21 protein-coding genes and 1 other annotated feature are annotated in these 19,304 nt (G+C 53.0%); all 21 genes read right to left on the bottom strand.

Annotation, left to right across the window (positions count from 1 at the left end; all coding sequences use genetic code 11):
- Window positions 1-36: 36 nt before the first annotated feature.
- Window positions 37-1,344, bottom strand: a complete 1,308-nt coding sequence (obgE, locus tag HQN87_RS11555) for a GTPase ObgE (protein ID WP_173132489.1) — start codon at window positions 1,342-1,344, stop codon at window positions 37-39.
- Window positions 1,345-1,359: 15 nt separating this feature from the next.
- The gene (locus HQN87_RS11550) at window positions 1,360-2,100 is read right to left on the bottom strand and encodes a Spo0B domain-containing protein (protein WP_173132486.1); all 741 of its coding nucleotides are present in this window, start codon (window positions 2,098-2,100) and stop codon (window positions 1,360-1,362) included.
- A gap of 242 nt (window positions 2,101-2,342) precedes the next feature.
- Entirely contained in the window at window positions 2,343-2,654 is a 312-nt protein-coding gene (gene rpmA, locus HQN87_RS11545) for a 50S ribosomal protein L27 (protein ID WP_020429282.1), read from the bottom strand.
- 17 nt (window positions 2,655-2,671) lie between these two features.
- Entirely contained in the window at window positions 2,672-3,007 is a 336-nt protein-coding gene (locus HQN87_RS11540; RefSeq protein ID WP_173132483.1) for a ribosomal-processing cysteine protease Prp, read from the bottom strand.
- 12 nt (window positions 3,008-3,019) lie between these two features.
- Window positions 3,020-3,331: a 50S ribosomal protein L21 gene (gene rplU / locus HQN87_RS11535; RefSeq protein WP_036698983.1), complete on the bottom strand. Its 312-nt coding sequence runs from the start codon at window positions 3,329-3,331 to the stop codon at window positions 3,020-3,022.
- 14 nt (window positions 3,332-3,345) lie between these two features.
- Window positions 3,346-3,431 (bottom strand) — a sequence feature (ribosomal protein L21 leader region).
- Window positions 3,432-3,537: 106 nt separating this feature from the next.
- Window positions 3,538-4,779 carry an Rne/Rng family ribonuclease gene (locus HQN87_RS11530; RefSeq protein WP_173132480.1) on the bottom strand — a complete coding sequence of 414 codons (1,242 nt, stop codon included), beginning with the start codon at window positions 4,777-4,779 and terminating at the stop codon, window positions 3,538-3,540.
- A 31-nt stretch (window positions 4,780-4,810) separates the two neighbouring features.
- On the bottom strand, window positions 4,811-5,653 hold the full coding sequence (locus HQN87_RS11525; protein ID WP_173132476.1) for a site-2 protease family protein: 843 nt from the start codon (window positions 5,651-5,653) through the stop codon (window positions 4,811-4,813).
- On the bottom strand, window positions 5,646-6,506 hold the full coding sequence (locus HQN87_RS11520; protein ID WP_173132473.1) for a M23 family metallopeptidase: 861 nt from the start codon (window positions 6,504-6,506) through the stop codon (window positions 5,646-5,648). Before HQN87_RS11520 ends, HQN87_RS11525 begins: the two co-directional genes overlap by 8 nt.
- A gap of 164 nt (window positions 6,507-6,670) precedes the next feature.
- The gene (minD, locus tag HQN87_RS11515; protein WP_173132470.1) at window positions 6,671-7,465 is read right to left on the bottom strand and encodes a septum site-determining protein MinD; all 795 of its coding nucleotides are present in this window, start codon (window positions 7,463-7,465) and stop codon (window positions 6,671-6,673) included.
- Window positions 7,466-7,470: 5 nt separating this feature from the next.
- Window positions 7,471-8,130 (bottom strand): septum site-determining protein MinC, encoded by a 660-nt coding sequence (gene minC / locus HQN87_RS11510; RefSeq protein WP_173132467.1) that lies wholly within the window; start codon window positions 8,128-8,130, stop codon window positions 7,471-7,473.
- Window positions 8,131-8,211: 81 nt separating this feature from the next.
- Window positions 8,212-8,742: a rod shape-determining protein MreD gene (mreD, locus tag HQN87_RS11505; protein ID WP_173132464.1), complete on the bottom strand. Its 531-nt coding sequence runs from the start codon at window positions 8,740-8,742 to the stop codon at window positions 8,212-8,214.
- A complete protein-coding gene (gene mreC, locus HQN87_RS11500) occupies window positions 8,742-9,611 on the bottom strand; it encodes a rod shape-determining protein MreC (RefSeq protein ID WP_173132461.1) in 870 nt (289 codons plus the stop codon). The genes mreD and mreC overlap by 1 nt, the downstream gene beginning before the upstream one ends.
- Window positions 9,612-9,678: 67 nt before the next feature.
- On the bottom strand, window positions 9,679-10,713 hold the full coding sequence (locus HQN87_RS11495; protein WP_173132458.1) for a rod shape-determining protein: 1,035 nt from the start codon (window positions 10,711-10,713) through the stop codon (window positions 9,679-9,681).
- A gap of 39 nt (window positions 10,714-10,752) precedes the next feature.
- Entirely contained in the window at window positions 10,753-11,442 is a 690-nt protein-coding gene (gene radC, locus HQN87_RS11490; RefSeq protein ID WP_173132454.1) for a RadC family protein, read from the bottom strand.
- A 26-nt stretch (window positions 11,443-11,468) separates the two neighbouring features.
- A complete protein-coding gene (locus HQN87_RS11485; RefSeq protein ID WP_173132451.1) occupies window positions 11,469-12,071 on the bottom strand; it encodes a Maf family protein in 603 nt (200 codons plus the stop codon).
- 37 nt (window positions 12,072-12,108) lie between these two features.
- The gene (locus HQN87_RS11480) at window positions 12,109-12,354 is read right to left on the bottom strand and encodes a DUF4321 domain-containing protein (RefSeq protein ID WP_036698966.1); all 246 of its coding nucleotides are present in this window, start codon (window positions 12,352-12,354) and stop codon (window positions 12,109-12,111) included.
- A gap of 178 nt (window positions 12,355-12,532) precedes the next feature.
- Window positions 12,533-13,741 carry an SPOR domain-containing protein gene (locus tag HQN87_RS11475; RefSeq protein ID WP_216857240.1) on the bottom strand — a complete coding sequence of 403 codons (1,209 nt, stop codon included), beginning with the start codon at window positions 13,739-13,741 and terminating at the stop codon, window positions 12,533-12,535.
- A 91-nt stretch (window positions 13,742-13,832) separates the two neighbouring features.
- A complete protein-coding gene (locus tag HQN87_RS11470) occupies window positions 13,833-15,026 on the bottom strand; it encodes a glycosyltransferase (RefSeq protein WP_173132444.1) in 1,194 nt (397 codons plus the stop codon).
- A gap of 174 nt (window positions 15,027-15,200) precedes the next feature.
- Entirely contained in the window at window positions 15,201-16,382 is a 1,182-nt protein-coding gene (locus HQN87_RS11465) for a glycosyltransferase family 4 protein (protein ID WP_173132441.1), read from the bottom strand.
- A gap of 160 nt (window positions 16,383-16,542) precedes the next feature.
- Window positions 16,543-17,919 (bottom strand): UDP-N-acetylmuramate--L-alanine ligase, encoded by a 1,377-nt coding sequence (gene murC / locus HQN87_RS11460; RefSeq protein WP_173132438.1) that lies wholly within the window; start codon window positions 17,917-17,919, stop codon window positions 16,543-16,545.
- Window positions 17,920-17,926: 7 nt separating this feature from the next.
- Complete coding sequence (locus HQN87_RS11455; protein ID WP_173132435.1) at window positions 17,927-19,303, bottom strand: bifunctional folylpolyglutamate synthase/dihydrofolate synthase; 1,377 nt, start codon at window positions 19,301-19,303, stop codon at window positions 17,927-17,929.
- Window position 19,304: the final 1 nt, after the last annotated feature.

The raw sequence follows: 19,304 nt of genomic DNA, 5'->3' as shown, positions 1-19,304 counted from the left end.
CTCCTCACGGAAGATACAGCCGGCATCATGGATCTGTTAATAGTAACTGCTGTTTTCAACAAATTCGAATTCAAAATCAGCAATCCGCACGATCGTTCCTTCTACTGCCCCGCGCTTGCGAAGCTCGGCATCCACACCCATATGACGCAGGGTACGGGCCAGCCTAAGAATGGCATCATGTGTGCTTAGCTGCATCCTCTTAATCATCCGCTCAATCCGGGGACTGTTGACTACAAAGGCCTCGTTGTCACGGGTAATCGTGAATGAGTTATCCTCTTCCTCTTCCAGCTTATACACCTTGCGCTCTTTGCCAGCCACTTCTTCAACCACCGGAGCCACAGGAATACTGTCAAGAATATCCGTAGCACGGTAGAGCAGCTCCTGAACTCCCTGACGGGTCAGCGAAGAGATCGGCATAATCTCAAGGTCCGGACGGAGCTCTGCCACACGCTCACGAAAGGCAGCCAGGTTCTCCTCGGAATCAGGCATATCCATCTTGTTCGCCGCCACGATCTGCGGACGGTCAATGAGCGCTGCATTGTACTGCTTCAGCTCATCGTTAATCAGTACCCAGTCTTCAAAAGGATCGCGGCCTTCCGAGCCGGACATATCCACGACATGAATGATGATACGCGTGCGTTCAACATGGCGCAGGAACTCATGTCCCAGGCCCACACCTTCACTCGCGCCTTCAATCAGTCCGGGTAAATCCGCCATCACAAAGCTGCGGCCGTCTCCGACATCAACTACACCCAGATTCGGGGTAATAGTTGTGAAGTGGTACGCTCCGATCTTCGGCTGGGCAGCAGATACTACCGACAGCAAGGTAGATTTACCCACACTCGGGAATCCTACCAGACCTACATCTGCCATGACCTTCAGTTCCATTACGATATAACGCTCCTGGCCTTCTTCGCCGTTCTCGGCAAGCTCCGGCGCCGTATTATTCGCCGTCGCAAACCGCGTATTCCCCCGGCCGCCACGGCCGCCACGGGCCACCACCACTTGTTGTCCATGACGGGTCATGTCGGCAAGAATTTCCTGGGTATCATCATCAATCAACACGGTTCCAGGCGGAATCCGCACGATCATATGCTCGGCGTTTGCCCCGTGCTGGCTCTTGTTGCGTCCCTTGATTCCCTTATCGGCCTTGAAGTGGCGCTGATACCGGAAATCCATCAGGGTGCGCAGGCCTTCATCGACGCGGAAGATCACATCTCCCCCGCGGCCGCCATCCCCGCCGGCAGGACCGCCATCCGGTACATACTTCTCACGGCGAAACGCTACGAGACCATCTCCGCCGTCTCCGCCTTTTACATAAATCTTAGCTTTATCTACGAACATTAAGATTCACCTTCCTTACATCTCCAGCGGTAACCGCAGTTCTATATAGCCCTTAGCCGGCTGAATCTGCTCCGCCTTCATGATTTTTCCTTGTACTATATTATAAATTTGCCCCTGAAGCAGCTCGGGATTGCCTTGCTCTCCCTCACCTTTGAAAGAGATAAGAATGTCCCTACCCTCCTGTGAAAAGCTGAGCTCAAGCTTCCGTGTGTCTCCTTGCGGTGTTACTCCGCTGTACTGGTACGCCCTTACCGTCTGCATAATTACTGAAGTCAGCTCAGCACCGGACTCGGCACTCAGCTTGTCCTCCAGCTGCAGCCCTTCTTCCACCTGTATGTCCAGCTCCAGATTACTTCTGAACGTACGGAAGGATTGCAGGTAGAATACCAGTGAAGGCACTCCCAATTTGGCAATACGGCTGTCCAGCGCGATACGCTCCTTTATTCTTTCCACACATTGTACGGATTTATCAGGCTTGCCCAGCTGGATATATCCGTAAAGCACCTGCAGATCATTCATCCAATCATGACGATGATGATTCAGTGTCCGGTTTGCCGCCTGCTGCAGAGTCTTCTCCTGTATGCGCAGTTCCTCTTCATATTGACGCCGGTTGTAAAAAAAGCTGAATGCAAGCACTGCCGCTACCCAGATTCCGAGCAGCAAACATGTGAAAAGGGAGGGTTGCCAATACACGAGACCTAAAGGAAACACTGCGGATAACATGACTGCCCAGACCATACTTTTCCAGGATTTCATTCTTTCTCCCCGTCCCTTGGTTCGCAAAATTGATTCCAATGTAACCGTTGCTTAAACTAGCTTGATATTTACCATTTCCCAGTATAACACAGGCTTTCCCTGCAATCACCAGAATCCCCCCACAAAGTGAGGGCTTAAGCTTCGACGCTTACTCAGGTACTTTGCGGGGACCCCGAAACAATTCCAAAAAAAGCCCCCGGCACTCATGCCGGAGGCTTCTCATCTAAATAGGTTCCGAAAGCTTACGCTTCCAGTGCCGCTGCTACCGGAGCGACATCAACCGGATACACGCTCACTTTTTTGCGGTCGCGTCCCCAACGTTCGAACTTCACTACGCCGTCCACGAGTGCGAACAATGTATCATCTTTACCGATGCCCACGTTAGTGCCCGGATGGATTTTTGTTCCGCGTTGACGAACCAAGATGTTGCCGCCGGTTACTGCCTGACCGTCAGCACGTTTCACGCCAAGACGTTTAGAGTGGGAATCACGTCCGTTCTTTGTGGAACCTACACCTTTTTTCGATGCGAATAATTGAAGATCCAATTTCAACATGTTGTCAACCTCCTTCTTCAAATGATGACTTCCTGTATCTGAATATATTTCCTGTAGGATTTAGCAATATCCTTGAGCATTAGCACCATGGATTCCAGCAGAAGCTGTACCTTGGCGGAGACTTCAGGATCATTCACGGGAACCAGGGTTCCGCTTAAGAATCCATCCTTCATCGAAGTATCCAGAATCACACCGGTCAGAGTTTCAATCGCATTCACGGTTCCAACCGTAACAGTCGAAACACCCGCACAGACGATATCCCTGCCATTCCTGGCGTATTCCGCATGCCCCTTGACGGCAAAACCGACAATGACACCTTGAGCAGAAGCCCGTGTAATCCGCACGTTAATCATTAACGCACCTTCTTACGCCTGAATCTTCTCGATAGTTACTTTGGTGTACGGTTGACGATGGCCTTGTTTCTTGTGGTAGTTCTTCTTAGGTTTGTATTTGTAAACTACAACCTTATGACCCTTACCATGCTTCTCGACTTTGGCTGTTACAGACGCGCCGCTTACCAGCGGAGTTCCTGCAGTCAAACCACCTTCGTTAGAAACAGCCAAGACACGGTCAAACGTTACGCTTGCGCCGTCTTCAGCTTCCAGCTTCTCAATGAACAAAACATCGCCCTCTTGGACTTTGTATTGTTTACCGCCAGTTTCGATAATTGCATACATTGTACTTGCACCTCCTCATGTCTCAGACTCGCCTAGTCAAGGTGGCAACCCCCGGAGGAATTACACTTCATCTACCCGATCGGAGCGGTTACAGCATGTGCAGGCAGAACAACCAAACACATACTTGAAGATATTATCATACTTATACGGCTAAGTCAATCCCTCCCCACAAAGTGGAGGTTTATCTTCGATGTATCGTCTCTAACCTATTCCAGCCATGCCCCCACCTTACCTGTACCGCCGCAGCACTGGCAGATCACCGGGGCAAACCCGGCAGAATCATGCCTTGCCTTTTTGCGGGTCATCTCCAGCAGACCGAGATGGGTCCAGCCGAGAATATGTGTCTTGGTCCGGTCACGGCTGATGATGCCCTCCAGCTTGTCCGTCACCAGCTTGCGGTGTTCGCCCCGTTCCATGTCAATGAAATCCACGATAATGATCCCGCCCGTATCCCGAAGCCGGATCAGCCGCCCGATCTCCTCCGCAGCCAGCAGGTTGGTTCGCGTTACTGTGTCCTCAAGATTTGTTCCGCCTGTGTACTGCGCTGTGTTGACGTCGATGACCGTAAGCGCTTCGGTCTCATCCCAGATCAGCGTAGCCCCGCCTTCCAGAATGACCTTGCGGCCAAAGCTCTTGTGAAGCTGCTCCGTCACTCCGTAAGCGGAGAAGATAGACTCCTGCCCCCTGTAGAATCCTACCGGCTTGTACCCTTCAGGCGCCATGTCCGTCAGGAACGCTTCCGCTTCCTTCACCGCCTTGGCCGAATCAATCATCAGCTCATCGCGCTGCGGATTGAAGGCATCCCGGATGAAACGCTGGACGATGCTCAGGTCACAGTGCAGCAGAGCCGGTGCGGACACTTCCTTGGAGCGCCGGGTGATTACTTCCCATTGGGCACGCAGGAAAGCCAGATCTCCCTCCACCGCATCCACCGGCTCGTCCTCGGAGACCGTGCGCATAATCAGTCCCTCTTCGCCCTGGCGCAGCCGTTCGCCGATGCCTTTGAGCCGGCTGCGTTCGGATTCACGGCTGATTTTTTTGGATACGCCGACATATTCGGCAAACGGCATGTACACCATCCAGCGTCCCGGGAGTGTATAATGCGTGGTTACCCGGGCGCCCTTGCCGCCGCGCGGCTCTTTTCTCACCTGGACCACAATCTCCTGACCGGGCTGCAGCAGCGTCTCAATGGAGGGCTTCACCTCCGGCTGCTTCTCCAGATGGGGATGCAGTACATCATCTACATAGAGGAACGCATTCTTTTTCTGTCCGATATCTACAAAAGCCGCCTGCATTCCCGGCAGCACATTCATTACCCGACCTTTATAATAACTCCCGACCAGGCCTTGCTGCTGATCGCGTTCAGCCGCATATTCCACCAGCCTCCCGTTCTCCAGAAGTGCCATCCGGGTCATATGCTGTGTACAGTGAACGATCATTTGTTTCATGGCTTCACCTCTGGTTTGAATCAATCTAGCTTCACATTCCGAAGTAAGAAGCAATCAGACGCTGCTCCGGTACAACGGCTACAATATTCCTGTCCTTGTTCATTACATAGATATAATGATAATGGTTACGTTTAAATAGACGCACTATATCGTCCAAAGGTTTCGCAGAGAAGGCAACTATTGGACGGGCAATGCTCTCTGCCAGCAGATACCGCTCATAGATCACTTCACGGTTCATCAAAAAAGCAACAAACCGGTAGGGCAGGTTGCGCTGGTCCGTGGAATTGGAATAGAGCAGAAATGCCCCGATCATCAGCAGGTTGAGCCGGAGTCCCCCGCCAGCCCCAAGCGGAAGCAGTGCGAAGACAATCACCAGCAGGCTGGCGGCAATACTGACCCGTCCGGTCCACAGCAGGGTGTAATAATACGGGAGCAGCAGACTAAGGGCTGCCTGAAGGATTTTGCCTCCGTCCAGCGGAAGTACCGGCAGCAGATTGAACAGCGCAATCATGGCATTGGCTCCAATGAAATAATCCAGATAAGCTATGCTTCCATACTCTGCCTGCTTGAGGGCCAGCGCCATCAGAATCATAATCCCGTTCTGCAGCGGCCCTGCCAGGGCAATTCCGATTTCACGCCCGGCAGTAAGCCGGCCATGGTCTTCGATCACCGCAACACCGCCGAACGGCAGCAATTGAACGGATTTGACGGTAACTCCGGTAAGCAGCGCCGCACAGACATGTCCAAGTTCATGGATGAATACGATCAGGAATAAGGTAAGCAGTTCAAGGAACTGTCCGGTGAGTACAGAGAACATGAGTATCAGCACGAAGAGCGGATGCAGCGACAGCTCAATACCCAGGATCCTAATCAAACGATACCACTTCAGCGGGATCAATATAAGTCTTGTCTTTCATAATCGCTAAAAAAAGCAAAGGGATCTGCGCATCCTCCGTCCCCTGAATCCAGCCTACCTCATCTCCGCTCTGCACCCAATCATCCACTGCCAGCCGGGTCCCGCTCAAATGACCGTATTCTGCCGTTATATCGCCCGTGTGGCGTACCGTGATGCGGATGCCGCCCCGGACTTCTTTGGAGACAGACAGTACCCGGCCCGTATCTACACTTTTCACCGTGACACTGGGGCTTGAATCGTCTGCCGGGATAATCTCAATTCCCTTGAGGGTTGTAGTGAAGGGACGCACAACGCTTCCTGCAAGCGGCGCACTAAGCTCATGAGGGGCTGATACCTTCTCGGCCGGTACCTCCTCGTCTCCGAAGATAGGAATGAAGGAAGGTGCTCCGTTGAAATGCTCCTCGTACCATACCTGCACAGCTGCGAAATCCATATCATGGCTGAGAACGTCCGTAATGAAATACTGCGACTTCACGGCCCATGGCTCCTGAACTGCAAAGATGCCCCATACCGCTCCAAAGACAAGGACACTTGCTACCGTCCGCCGCAGAAGGCCTCCGCCAAACCCCGGCCGCGGCCCTTCCCCGTCGTCATCCTCCCACCTGGCACGTTGCCGCTTCCACATGACTTCGGGATCAGGCTCAGGGGAAGAAGCAAATTCATTCCTGTCATCTGTCCCCCATTCCCTGAATGAAGGAGGGCTGTCCGGCAGCCGGAACAGCTCTGGTCCTGCTCCGGTCTCCGCCTGATCGTCCAGCAGCATCTGTATGCGTTTCTTGCGGCGGTTCTTGATCTCTCTCGGGTATTCCATATCGATCCCTCCGGCGGGCTTGTTTTACTTCCATTTTATGAACGGCGGAAGCTGCTTTAGAACAAGCCCTGACGAAGTTCCCGGGAACACAAAAAACCCGCTGGAGATTTCTCAGCAGCGGGCTTCTGACGGAAGATTGCCATATATAAGTGCCTGGCCGGGATTCAGCCCATTCCAAAAAATTTCTTAAGCTTCTTAAAAGCTCCCGGCTTCTGGTCAAGCTGCATCAGCGGCACCGCGTCGCCAAGGATACGCCGGGCGATATTACGGTAAGCAATCGCTGCAGAAGAATCGGGGTTCATAACGGTAGGCTCCCCGTTGTTCGCTGCCTTGATAACCAGTTCATCATCCGGCACAATTCCGATCAGATCGATATTGAGCACCTGCAGAATATCTTCGATATCCAGCATATCCCCGGACTTCACCAGTCCCGGGCGGATCCGGTTAACCACCAGCTTGGGAGATTCCACATGCGACTGCTCCAGCAGGCCGATAATCCGGTCCGCGTCGCGCACCGCAGCATGCTCCGGGGTTGTGACCACAATCGCCTTGTCGGCACCGGCAATCGCATTGCGGAAGCCGTGCTCAATTCCGGCCGGACAATCAATCAGAACGTATTCATACTCCTTCTTAAGCTCAAGGATAATATCCTTGACCTGCTCCGGTGTAACCGAGGTCTTGTCTTTGGTCTGTGCTGCGGGCAGCATGTACAGCTCATCAAAGCGCTTGTCCTTGACCAGCGCCTGATTCAGACGGCAGCGGCCTTCCGCCACATCGACCAGGTCATAAATAATCCGGTTCTCCAGCCCCATGACCACATCCAGATTCCGCAGTCCAATGTCCGTATCAACGAGACATACTTTTTTGCCCTGCAATGCAAGTGCGGTCCCAATGTTGGCTGTTGTGGTTGTTTTGCCAACTCCGCCTTTGCCCGAGGTTACGACAATCGCTTCTCCCATGGAGGCTACACCCCTTTAAACACATTTAAATCCTGACGTAATTTGACTATATTATGAATTTTGTCAATTTGCATAGCACCGCCAGACAGATAAGCAAACTCCATGCTGCTCTCCCGGGTCCCCCACTCATCCGGAGGCCTGCTGATAATGTCAGCAATCCGCAGCTGGGTAGGTGACAGCAGGGAAGCGGCAATAATCGCCTCTTGATTGCCGTTGATTCCGGCGTGTGCCATCCCTTTGAGCGCTCCAAGAATATAGATATCCCCTGAACAGGTGATGGTTCCTCCCGGATTCACATCGCCGAGGAACAGCAGATTGCCCTCATGATGCAGCACCTGGCCGGAGCGGAGCATTCCGCTCATCATGAACAAGGCTTCCGTATCCTTCTCTTCAGGATCTTCGATAGCTTCAACCGAACGAATCAGCAGATTGCCCTGGCTCTTGAGAATCTCCAGTACCGCTTCTTTATCTTCTTCAGTAACAGCACGGTTGCCCAGCTTAATATCCACATGCACAATCGGTCCGGTCAGAATATTTTGATGGCTGTGCTCCAGCTTATAGCGAAGCTCGCTTAAGAGATCTTCAAAGGGACACTTATCGTCTAACAGGAATACCAGGCCATCCTTGATGCCCTTGATCCTTACATGCTTGGATTTAACTGTCATATGCCTGTCCCCCTATCCTCATTCATTCGTGCCGGGCCGGGCAAAATCCTTCTTTGGAAGCGAGGAAAATCCAGCGGCGGCTTACGCAGCTTCCTCATCGCGGGTCTCTTTCCCAAGCAACTCCAGCTGGCGCCGGAGCGGAATGTAGAGGAGCAAGCCGGCAGCAAAATGAAACAGCATAGTTGGCAGCATATGATGCAAAAGCGCCCAGTTGTAAGGCTCCTGGCTCAGATTAAAAACTTTGAATATGCCAAAAAGCATACTATCCTCCAGCAGGCTGCCCAGCAGCACCACTGTCATCATCAGCGGCAGCGGAGCACGGGGAATCTGGAAGATCAGACCAATCAGGTAGGCGGACAACCCCATCGCGAAGGAATGTGCCCCCAGAATGCGGCCATAGAATACCACATCATGCAGCATCCCGAAGCATAAACCCATAATAAGTGCAGTATGCCGGTGATGATATACCGTTACGAAAAGAATAACGATGAATACGAGATTAGGAATCATCCGCATCTCCCAGACGTCAGGAATCAGCCAGGGAAGAATGGTGCCTTCCAGAATAAATAAAAGGAATAACAGCAGTATCAGGACGGGCCTGCGCATCTTCACTATTCTACACGCTCCTCCGTAAAGACAACGAAGAGTTCCTTCCAGTCCTGGAATCCAGCCGCCGGCTTGATAATTGCAGTGGAAGTCAGCCCGTACTCCCCTTTTTTCACCTCTTCAACCGTACCGATGGTCATCCCGCGCGGATACACACCACCGGTACCCTTAGAGATGATGATATCATCCTTGGCAATCGGATCTCCTACAGGAATTTTGTTCATGATCAGCCTTCCGGTCTGCTGGTCATAACGCTCGATCATCCCAAAGGTCTTGTCTTCCTTGTTAAACACCGTTCCCGCTATCGGCGGCTGGGAGTTGGGATCATAAATATCGAGCATCGTCATCAGCTTCACGGTAGAGGTGAAATTACTCACATTGCTTATGACTCCAACAAGTCCATCAATGGAAGTTACCGACATATTCAGCCTGATGCCATCCTTGGCACCAAGGTCAATGACGAGCGTATTGTTGCTTGGCTCTGTCGTCACACTGACCACGTTGGCAATATGATACTCATAGTTATAGAGATTTGCCTGTGCCTTGGTGAACTTAAGATCTTTTTTATAACCTTCATTCTCAGCCTTGATAAAATTTAACTGCGCCGCATCCCGAGCATATTGTGCAGCCAGAATCTTAAGCCGCTTGTTCTCTTCAGCCAGATCATGCAGATTCCCGATATCTTCGAACAAGCCCGCTATATATCCAGCGGGCTTGTAGAACAATTTCTGCACGAAGCCGGTCGTATCCCTGACGAAGTTCTCCGGCCAGGACAAGGTTTTCCTTTGCCCCAGACTGAAGCCCATCAGAACGATAAACGCAACCAGTGTGATCAGCAATATAAACAGACGTTTATTGTTAAACAGCTTAAACAATCTCGAGCACCCTCTAATAACCGTATTTCTCCCACATCAGGGGTAGACGTTCAAAGTCAGAATGATCCTAGCGCTTGGAGCGGAGGCCCGAACCACTGCGGCTCTTGAACAGGTGAATATTCTCCAGCGCCTTGCCTGTGCCGATTGCTACACAATCCAGCGGATTCTCGGCCACGATCACCGGCATTCCGGTCTCGCGCGCCAGCAGCTTGTCCAGGTTACGTAAAAGCGCGCCGCCGCCCGTAAGCACAATACCGCGGTCCATAATATCCGCAGCAAGCTCCGGCGGACATTTCTCCAGCGTGACCTTCACGGCTTCAACAATCGCATTCACGGTATCCGCCAGCGCTTCACAAATCTCATCAGAGGTGATGGTCAGCGTCTTCGGCAGACCGGTTACCAGGTCGCGTCCGCGGATCTCCATCGTCTCTGCTTTCTCTAGCGGCAGGGCAGAACCGACATCCATCTTCAGCTGCTCGGATGTGCGTTCCCCGATCATGAGGTTATACTGGCGCTTGATGTACTGGATGATCGATTCATCCGCATCATCGCCTGCCACACGTACGGAACGGCTGGTAACAATACCGCCGAGCGAGATTACAGCGACCTCGGTCGTTCCACCGCCGATATCCACAACCATGCTTCCCGTTGGCTCCCATACCGGAAGATCTGCCCCAATGGCAGCAGCAAAAGGCTCTTCAATAATGTAGGCTTCCCGCGCTCCGGCCTGCTTCGTTGCATCTTCAACGGCACGCTGTTCCACGGCCGTAATTCCGGATGGCACACAGACCATGACATTCGGATGGCGCTGGAACATCGAGCGCTGCTTCTGTGCCTGACGGATGAAATATTTAATCATGGTTGCCGTAGTATCGAAATCGGCAATGACCCCGTCCTTCATCGGACGGATGGCACGAATGTTGCCTGGTGTACGTCCGATCATCTTTTTGGCGGATTCCCCTACTGCTTCGATCGTCTTAGTATCAGTATTAATGGCTACCACGGAAGGCTCTCTCACAACTATTCCTTTACCGCGCACGTAGACGAGCGTATTCGCTGTCCCCAAGTCAATTCCCAAATCTTTCGTAAAACCACCTAACATCTTGTATGCTCCTTTTCCTTGTGGATCTAGACAATTGTATTACATGTATCCTTTTTGTTTCAAACTTACATAGCTGCCGTCTCCGATGACCAGATGATCCAGTACATCGATACCGACAATTTCGCCTGCCTGCATCAGCCTGGAGGTCAGGGAGATATCTTCGGGGCTGGGCGTCGGATCACCGCTCGGATGATTATGTGCGCATATAATAGCTGCGCTGCTGCATTTCATGGCTGCCCGGAACACCTCGCGGGGATGCACAATGGAGGCGTTAAGGCTGCCCATGGACAATGTTTCCTGCGCAATAACATGATTCTTCGTATTCAGGAACAGGCAAATGAAATGTTCCTTCTGCAAGTAACGTAACTGCTCGGTCAGGATCTCCGCCGCGTCCTGGGGACTGCGGATAATCACCGGTTCTGTAAGCCGGGAATTCGCCATGCGTCTTCCCAGCTCAATGCCTGCTTTCAGTTGCACGGCCTTGGCAGGGCCGATGCCTTTGATTGTTGTCAATTCTTCAATGCTCAGGTCCGCCAGTCCGCGGAGCCCGCCTGTCATTCCCAGCAGCCGCTGGGCGATATGAATAGCTGATTCACTCTGCGCACCTGTGCGCAGCAGAATAGCCAGCAGCTCCGCCTGACTTAGTGATTCCGCCCCATAGTGCATCATGCGCTCTCGTGGTCGTTCTTCATGGGGGAGGTCACGCAGCATAAATGTTTGCGACTCCATCCCTAACCCTCTTTCCTCTGCTATCCCTAACGGTTCAGCACCGAAATGCCGAACCCGGACAACATGCTGCCAAGCAGTGACAACGGCAGACCGACCACGTTAAAATAACAGCCTGCAATCTCTTCCACCAGGGTGGCACCCAGTCCTTGTATCGCATAAGAGCCGGCTTTGTCGGCAGGCTCCCCGGTCGCTATGTAGGCGGAGATTTCATCTTCGCTCATTGCTCTCATAGTTACAGAGGTCATCCTGTGATCTACCAGGGTACGTCCCTCTGCGAGACCGATGCAAGCCACCCCGGTATATACCTGATGTGTCCGGCCCTGCAGCAGGTTCAGCATCCTTGCGCTGTCCTGCTCATCGACCGGCTTGCCGAGCACCATGCCGTCAATTACAACAATCGTGTCGCTGCCGACAATAACGGCATTCCGGTCTCCGGCTGATGGGATTACTGCCTCTGCCTTGCGTAAGGCCAGATTCCGCACAATAGCTTCAGGTGTCCATTCCGGCGGCGTACTCTCATCAGCATCGCTGACCAGCACCTCAAAAGGTAAGCCAAGCGACGCAAGCAGCTCACGCCGCCGCGGTGAACCCGAGGCCAGAATAATGTGCCGCGTGTTGTGATGCTCCACTGTAATAAACGTCCCTTCCTGATGCCGGCGGCTAAGGCTACAGCCTGCGGTACAGCCATACGGCTGTAATGATCCCGGCAAGACTGAGCAGGCACAATTTCAAATGGATTGTGATGTCATAAGTTATGATGTCCAGATCGGCTTGCGGCGACCACTTAAGAACAGTCGAGGCTGTAAGAAAAGACAGAGCTTGTACAGGTTCCAGCAGCTTGGCAATCCAGGCTCCGGCCAGCCAGCCCAGAATAAGAAATAACAGCAGTGTTCCTACATTTTTCTTCTTCATTCAAGTCTTCCCTCGCCATTTTTTGACACCCTAATTATTATACGGTGAAACGGGGTTCAATACAAACGCTAAATCCATTCAGGAAATGTTTACCACGTTAACACAACAATCCCCCGCCAGCAGAATGCCGGGTGCGGGGGATATTTCTTACGATTCTATGGGGACTCTGCTCAAGCTGTCAGCTCATGGTGGACAGCAGGTTTCTTTGGCCGGTCAGGAAGCTCATCATCGCCTCCTGTACTTCCCAGAGCAGTCCCTCTGCCTTACTCTTACTGTACTCGTTCAGCGCCGCTATTCCCCGGCTCATGGATTGCTCCAGCCCGGTCGCGGCACTCCGCCCTTCCGGGGTCAGTCCCGGCTCAAGCGCCTTCACCGCCTGGGTCCACTGCATATGGAGATCGCTTACCGCTGCATTGCCGGTTCCGCCCGCAGCCCCGCTTAACAGCGAAGCAGACAAGCTGCTAAGCTCGCTTAACAACTGGCTGCTGACTGTGAAATAGCCGTCCACGGCTTCCGCCGTTCCGGTATAGCTGACCCGGTTGACAGCAGGCAGAGCCAGCTCTCTCACGTACAGCTCGATTCCCTGAGCCTTCAGGCTGTTGCTGAGCAGCTTGGCCTGTTCACGGTCAGGCGACATCCCGGCGTACACCCGGTTACCGTCTGCAGGGTCAAGACCAGCGGCAAGACCAGCGGTCAGCAGCTCCTGCCGGGCTTGCTCCGCACCTGCCGGTGTGCTGAAGACGCCGTACTGCAGCAGATAATAGCTGGCTGCCGCCACCTGAACCGGAATCTGCGCCGTCACCGCTGCCCCGGTCTCCGGGGCAGGCACGCCGGTGATGTCTGTTCCCGTATCTTCGTTCACGGCATTCTGGCCCTGAACGATTCCTGTCTTAACCGCCGCATTGCCGGTGTCCTTCCCGGTACCCGCAGTCCCACCGCCTATGAAGGACAGGGCGGCGTATCCGAGCAGGAGCCCTGTTCCAAGCGCGCCTGCAATGGACAGGGCGAACTTCCACCAATACGAGGGACGGCGGGTATGATAAGAGCCGCCATAGCGGTTCCCGTACTGTCCGTAACCGTCCACGGTTGCCTCAGGGTGATCTTCTAACAGCGGGTAGTGTTCTTCTTCCGGGTCCCATAGATTCCTTACAGGGACAGGTTGGATAATGGAATACTGCCCCGTATCATAAACTTCTTCAGGAAGCTCCACCTGCTTCAGATCCACAATATATTCATCTGTCCGCGAATACGGGGAATTCCTGGGCTCCCCGCGCTGCATCTTGACTGTATCCTTGTCCTCCCGGACACTGCCCGTTTCCCGGACGGCCCGGAGTTCTGCCGTTTCTGCCCGTCTTCCGCCCTTGTCCCCGTCAAACCGGAACGTCATTCTTCCGTTATTCAATACCCACACCTCGCTATCTTCAGTTCTATACTGAAATATATGAAAGAGGTGAGAGGGATATGCTATTTTGATATATTTACACCAGATTCAGCACCTTCGCCTTGACCCCGTCTGCGGCATAATGCTCGCTTAGCGTCCGGTAGGCCTGATCCGCAATAATGGAGCCAAGCTCAGGCATTGTCAACAGCCTTACCAGATGATCGGCGAAGGCAGCCGGTGTCCCTGCCAGCAGTATATTCCGCCCCGGCTCACAGATTAATTCTTCCGAGCCGTTCAAGCTGCTGACTACCGGCGTCCGGAGAGCCCAGGCTTCCAGAATCTTAACCTGGCTGCCGCAGCCCTCGGATAATGACACAACCACAGCCCGGGCGCGGCGGATATAGCCGGCTGACTGCTCAGCTTCACCGGTGCCGGTAATTACAATAGAAGAATCCTTCTGTGCCGCAGCCGCAACCTCAGGATGCACCTTCCCGCTGATAATATAGCAACGGAAGTCCGGCACCTCCGCTTGGATAAGCGGGTATACCTTCCTGAAGAACAGCAGGGCTGCATTCTTGCCGTGAGTGGAATCCATATCCCAGTGAAGAACGATGGAGTTATCCTTGAATATATGCCCGTTGGCACAGTAAGGCAGCTCATCCAGATCAATGTAGGGCGGAACCACATGCACCTTGCCCGCATCAGCAAAGGATACCGCCTTGAAGGACAACGCCTCTCCTTCTGTAGCAGTCAGCAGCAGACTGGTCTTAGTCATTAATCTCCGCACTTCCCGGCGGATTAGTGCGGCATTCAGCTTATAATAGCCTTTGCTGATCCCATGTCCGGCAGCCGCACGGCTCTGTGCCTGCCGGCTCCCGAAGCGTCGGACATCGGCAACGATGACCGCTTCGGGGAGCAAAGAGGATATCAGGTTCAGACTATTCCCTGGCATGCCGTGCGTAACAAACACATGGCTGTAGGAATGCAGGCGGCACATCTCGGTGATAGCCGCCCGCAGCGACTTGCCGTTGCCGGTTACCGCTACTTCGGAACGGGGTCTCTTGAGCCGGAACAGCAGGCTTCTCCGGGCAGCCGCAGGCTGCTTCACCTGATGTACCGTAAGGGCAGGATTGCGCAGAACCGGTGTCTCACGGCGGAGGTGGCTATACTCCAGCAGATCAATATCAAACCGCTCCAGCAAAATATCAAGAAAATTCTTTGTTCTTATGTATCCTTCCGTATCTTCCGGGGAATGACTCCGGGCGGAAAGGAACAGCATTCTCTCTCTCATGGCTATAGCTCCTTGGTTCTATGTAAATGTGTATTAATGTGTACGAAGTAAAGAGGCTGGATGTCATCCAGCCCCAGAATATGAAACTTTCGATGTAGATCAATAGTAACGCATTCCCGCACAGAAGGCTGTCGATTTATGGGGAAAAATAATTTTCTCGTCTTCAGCATCCCTTCAGACCAGACTCAGCAGCTTGTCTTTGACTTTTTCCGCCTCATAATTTGCCAGCAAAGTCTCATAAGCACGGTCCGCAAGCCCCACGCCCCTTGCATGATCCTGAAGCAGCAAAGTCACACTATCGGCAAAAGTAACGTGATCATTGGCAATCATAATATTCCCGGAATGCTCGTAGAGCAGACCTTCCGCCCCCTTGGAGCTGGACACCACCGGTGTCTTCAGCGCCCAGGCCTCCAGGATTTTCAGGCGTGTTCCGCTGCCCTCCTGCAGTGGAGCAATCACCACCTGCGCCTTGCGTATATAATCCGCCACACTGTCCACATACCCGGTGATGACGATGGAGGAATCCTGCAATGCCAGAGCAGCTACATCCGGATGCACATCCCGCCCGACTATATACCACTTGATGTCCGGAACTTTGGCCTTAACCAGTGGATATACATGGCGGTAGAAGTAGAGTGCTGCGTTAATGTTAGGGAAGTAGTTCATATTACCCGGAAGAATAATCCACCGTTCTTTGGGGAGAACAGTCTTTGCCCGGTATTCATTCAGGCGTATGAAGTTAGGAATGACATGGACCTTGTGTGACTGGCTTGCCGACAGTGCCTTGAATGCCATGGCATCTTCTTCCGAGGTAGCCAGCAGCAGAGTGGTCTTGTCCATCAGCTTACGCTCGTCTCTGCGCGTCCACCCTGCATTCAGGGAATACAAGACCTTGGCGATCCCCCTCTTCCTGCTTGCAAGCTGCGCTGACAAGCCGCTCTCAAAATTATGCGCATCTGTAATGATTAGAGAATCAGGCAGGGTGCGCCGTACAATGTCAATACAGCAGCCGAGCAGACTATGCGATATAAAAACATGGCTGTAGGCATGCCGGCTGCACAGCTCGGTAATCTTCTCCTTCATATCCACATCCACATGGCTCATATAAGAGCAATTCCGCCATTTGTACAAGGAGCGGAGGATCGCTCTGCGGTAATTGATGGTACGCTCCACTTCATGCACAGTAAGGGACGGCAGTGCTTCCTGCGTCTGTTCCTTCCGGGAACTGGGAAAGGTCAGCAGATCCACATCATATTTGGTGAGTACAATGTTCAGAATGTTGCCGGTTCTCAGCTTGCCTCCGCTATCCTGCGGATAGGGATTCTCTGCAGATATAAATAGCAATTTGTCCCTCATGTCTTCTTCTCCTACTCTCCATACATTGATCTATAGGCCCCGAACCGTCCAAGGCTTCTAGCCTCTATTACCCTAAATGCAGGTTGAGACCTGTCTATAGCAAAAAAACGGCTTTCATCCCTCTTCATCAAGGGATAAAAGCCGTTCTTGTCAAGCCATCTTACCGGTTCTTCAGGTTGTCTGCCAGAGCATAACCAACCTTCCAGATATCACCCGCACCCATGGTGATTACCAGATCACCAGGAGCAATGCGGTTCTGCAGGTCAGCCAGCACATCTTCCTTCGTCGGCAGATGTCTTGCTCCGGCATTGCTGTTCTGTACAATCAGCTCCACCAGCTTGGCGGAAGTGACTCCCTCAATCTGCTTCTCTCCCGCAGGAGAGTAGATATCGGTAATAATCACTTCGTCCGCTTCGCTGAACGCGCGGCTGAACGCATCCAGCAGGAAGAAGGTACGCGTGTAGCGCTGCGGCTGGAACACGGCAATAATCCGTTTGCCGGTTGCCTTGGCGGCACTGATGGTAGCCTGAATCTCTGTTGGATGATGTGCATAATCATCAATGACGAGAATCTCGTCAACCTCTCCCAGCACCTGGAAACGCCGTTTGGCACCGTGGAATTTCACGATCGCAGCAGCAATGGCCTCAAAGGCAATGCCTGATTTCAGACAGGAAATCACCGCAGCCATCGAATTGTACAGATTGTATTGACCCGGAATAGACAGCTCAATACGGCCCAGCACTTCAGTACCGTGGTTCATCGTGTAGGACACCTGGCGGTCTCCCAGCACAATATCGGTCGCCGTGTAATCTGCCGTCTCTGAATGAATCCCATAGGTAATGACCGTGCCTGTTACCTTGGGCAGCAGAGACTTCACATTCTCATCGTCTGCGCACACAATAGCGGTACCGTCCTCACGGAGCTGGTTCATGAACTGAACATAAGCATCCTTCAGCTTGCCGAAGTCGCCGCTGTAATTCTCCAGATGGTCAGCCTCAATGTTCGTTACAATCCCAAGCCAAGGATGATATTGCAGGAAGGAGCCATCACTCTCATCCGCCTCTGCAACCACGAACTCCCCTTGTCCTGCCTTGGCGTTCGTACCGACATTCATGATCTCTCCGCCGATAATATACGTAGGGTCCACTCCGCAGTCTTCCATGACCAAAGCGATCATAGAGGAGGTGGTAGTCTTGCCGTGCGCTCCGGCAACAGCAACCCCCTTCCGCTGATTCAGCAGCCGCGCGAGCATCTGCGAACGGTGCAGAATCGGAATCTTCAGCCGCTCCGCTTCCACCCACTCCACATTGTCTGCTGCAAGCGCCGTAGAATAGACGACCAGATCTGCGCCTTTTACCTGTTCCGCCGTATGCCCGATGAAGACCTTGGCACCCTTGGCAATTAATTTCTCCGTTAACTCTTGTGCAGCTACGTCAGAGCCTGTAACTGTATATCCCATCTCCAGCATCACCCGGGCAATCGCGCTCATGCCATAGCCGCCGATCCCTATAAAATGCACACGTTCAGTAGTATCCAACAGTTCGTCACCAGCCTTTTTCAGAATCGGGTTGCCGTAAAAGCGTACTGCGCACATCAGAAATCAAATACAGCGTACCGGACACAACCGCAAGGTCATCGTCCGCTGTGATCGTCTGCAGCTTCTGCAGCGCCTGGCCCCAATTACGTTCTACTATAATTTCCAAGTTGTCCTTGGCATACTTATTCCGCAGACTCTCTGCAATAGCCTGCAGATCTTCCGCGTCCATTTTCTTACGGAAATCCGGTTCGGTCAGGATGAGCGTATCCACTATAGGCAGTATATGCTTAAGATACGACTCGTGATGCTTATTTGCCAGCATCCCCATGAGCAAATTTAATTGGCCGTAAGGCTGGAACTGCGGAATACTCTTCGCCAGGCTCTCCGCTCCTTCGGGATTATGCGCTCCGTCCAGAATAATCCGGGGCGAAGTACTCACTTCCTCCAGCCTTCCGGCCCAGAAGGTGCCGCGGAATCCCTCCAGCACATCCTCGTCCTCCAGCATGAAGGCCATATACTGCCGCAGCACCTCAAGCGCCATCATCGCCCCCGCCGCATTCTCCAGCTGGTGTTCGCCTTTCATGGCAATATCCAGCTCAAGCCCGCGGAAAGGTCCTTTGAAGGTGAAATGCTGGAAGCCGTCCTTGAGCTCACCCTTACTATAGCTGAAATCTTCTCCCGCCAGATAGAGAGTGGAACGGGTAGCTGCGGCTCTGGCTTTCAGTACAGCCACAGCTTCCGGCTGGCTCACACAGCTGACTGCAGGAACACCCGGCTTAATAATTCCTGCCTTCTCCCCGGCGATCAGCTCCAGCGTATCTCCCAGCACATCGGTATGATCATGTCCGACATTAGTAATGATAGACACAATCGGAGTAACGATGTTCGTTACATCCAGCCTTCCCCCAAGCCCTGTCTCCCATACGACTACATCAGGATAACAGACTTCGCCGAAATAGAGAATCGCCAGCGCCGTAGCCACCTCGAACATGGTCGGTGAACCCAGCTCGCTGCCCGCGATCTCTTGAACCAGCGGACGCAGCTGATTGGCAAGCGCAAGCAGCGTCTCTTCGGGAATATCGGTCCCGTTGTACTGGAAGCGGTTGGTGAACTTCGTGATATAGGGAGAAGTAAAGGTACCCACCGAATAGCCGCTCTGAATCAGTACGGAGGTCAAAAAAGCGCAGGTTGATCCCTTGCCGTTCGTCCCTGCCACGTGAATGAACTTAAGCTTGCGGTGCGGATGGCCCAGCTTCTCCATCAGGAGCTGAATCCGCTCCAGACCCGGCCGGATTCCGAAAGGAATCAGACTGTTGATCCAGTCTACCGCTTCTGTATAAGAACTTAAGGGGGCGGCACTGCCGCCCCGGATGATCTCTTCCATG

Source organism: Paenibacillus tritici, assembly GCF_013204885.1.
Lineage (GTDB): Bacteria > Bacillota > Bacilli > Paenibacillales > Paenibacillaceae > Paenibacillus_AQ > Paenibacillus_AQ tritici.
The sequence above is the reverse complement of the archived record's forward strand: the minus strand, read 5'-3'. Positions and strand labels throughout refer to the sequence as shown.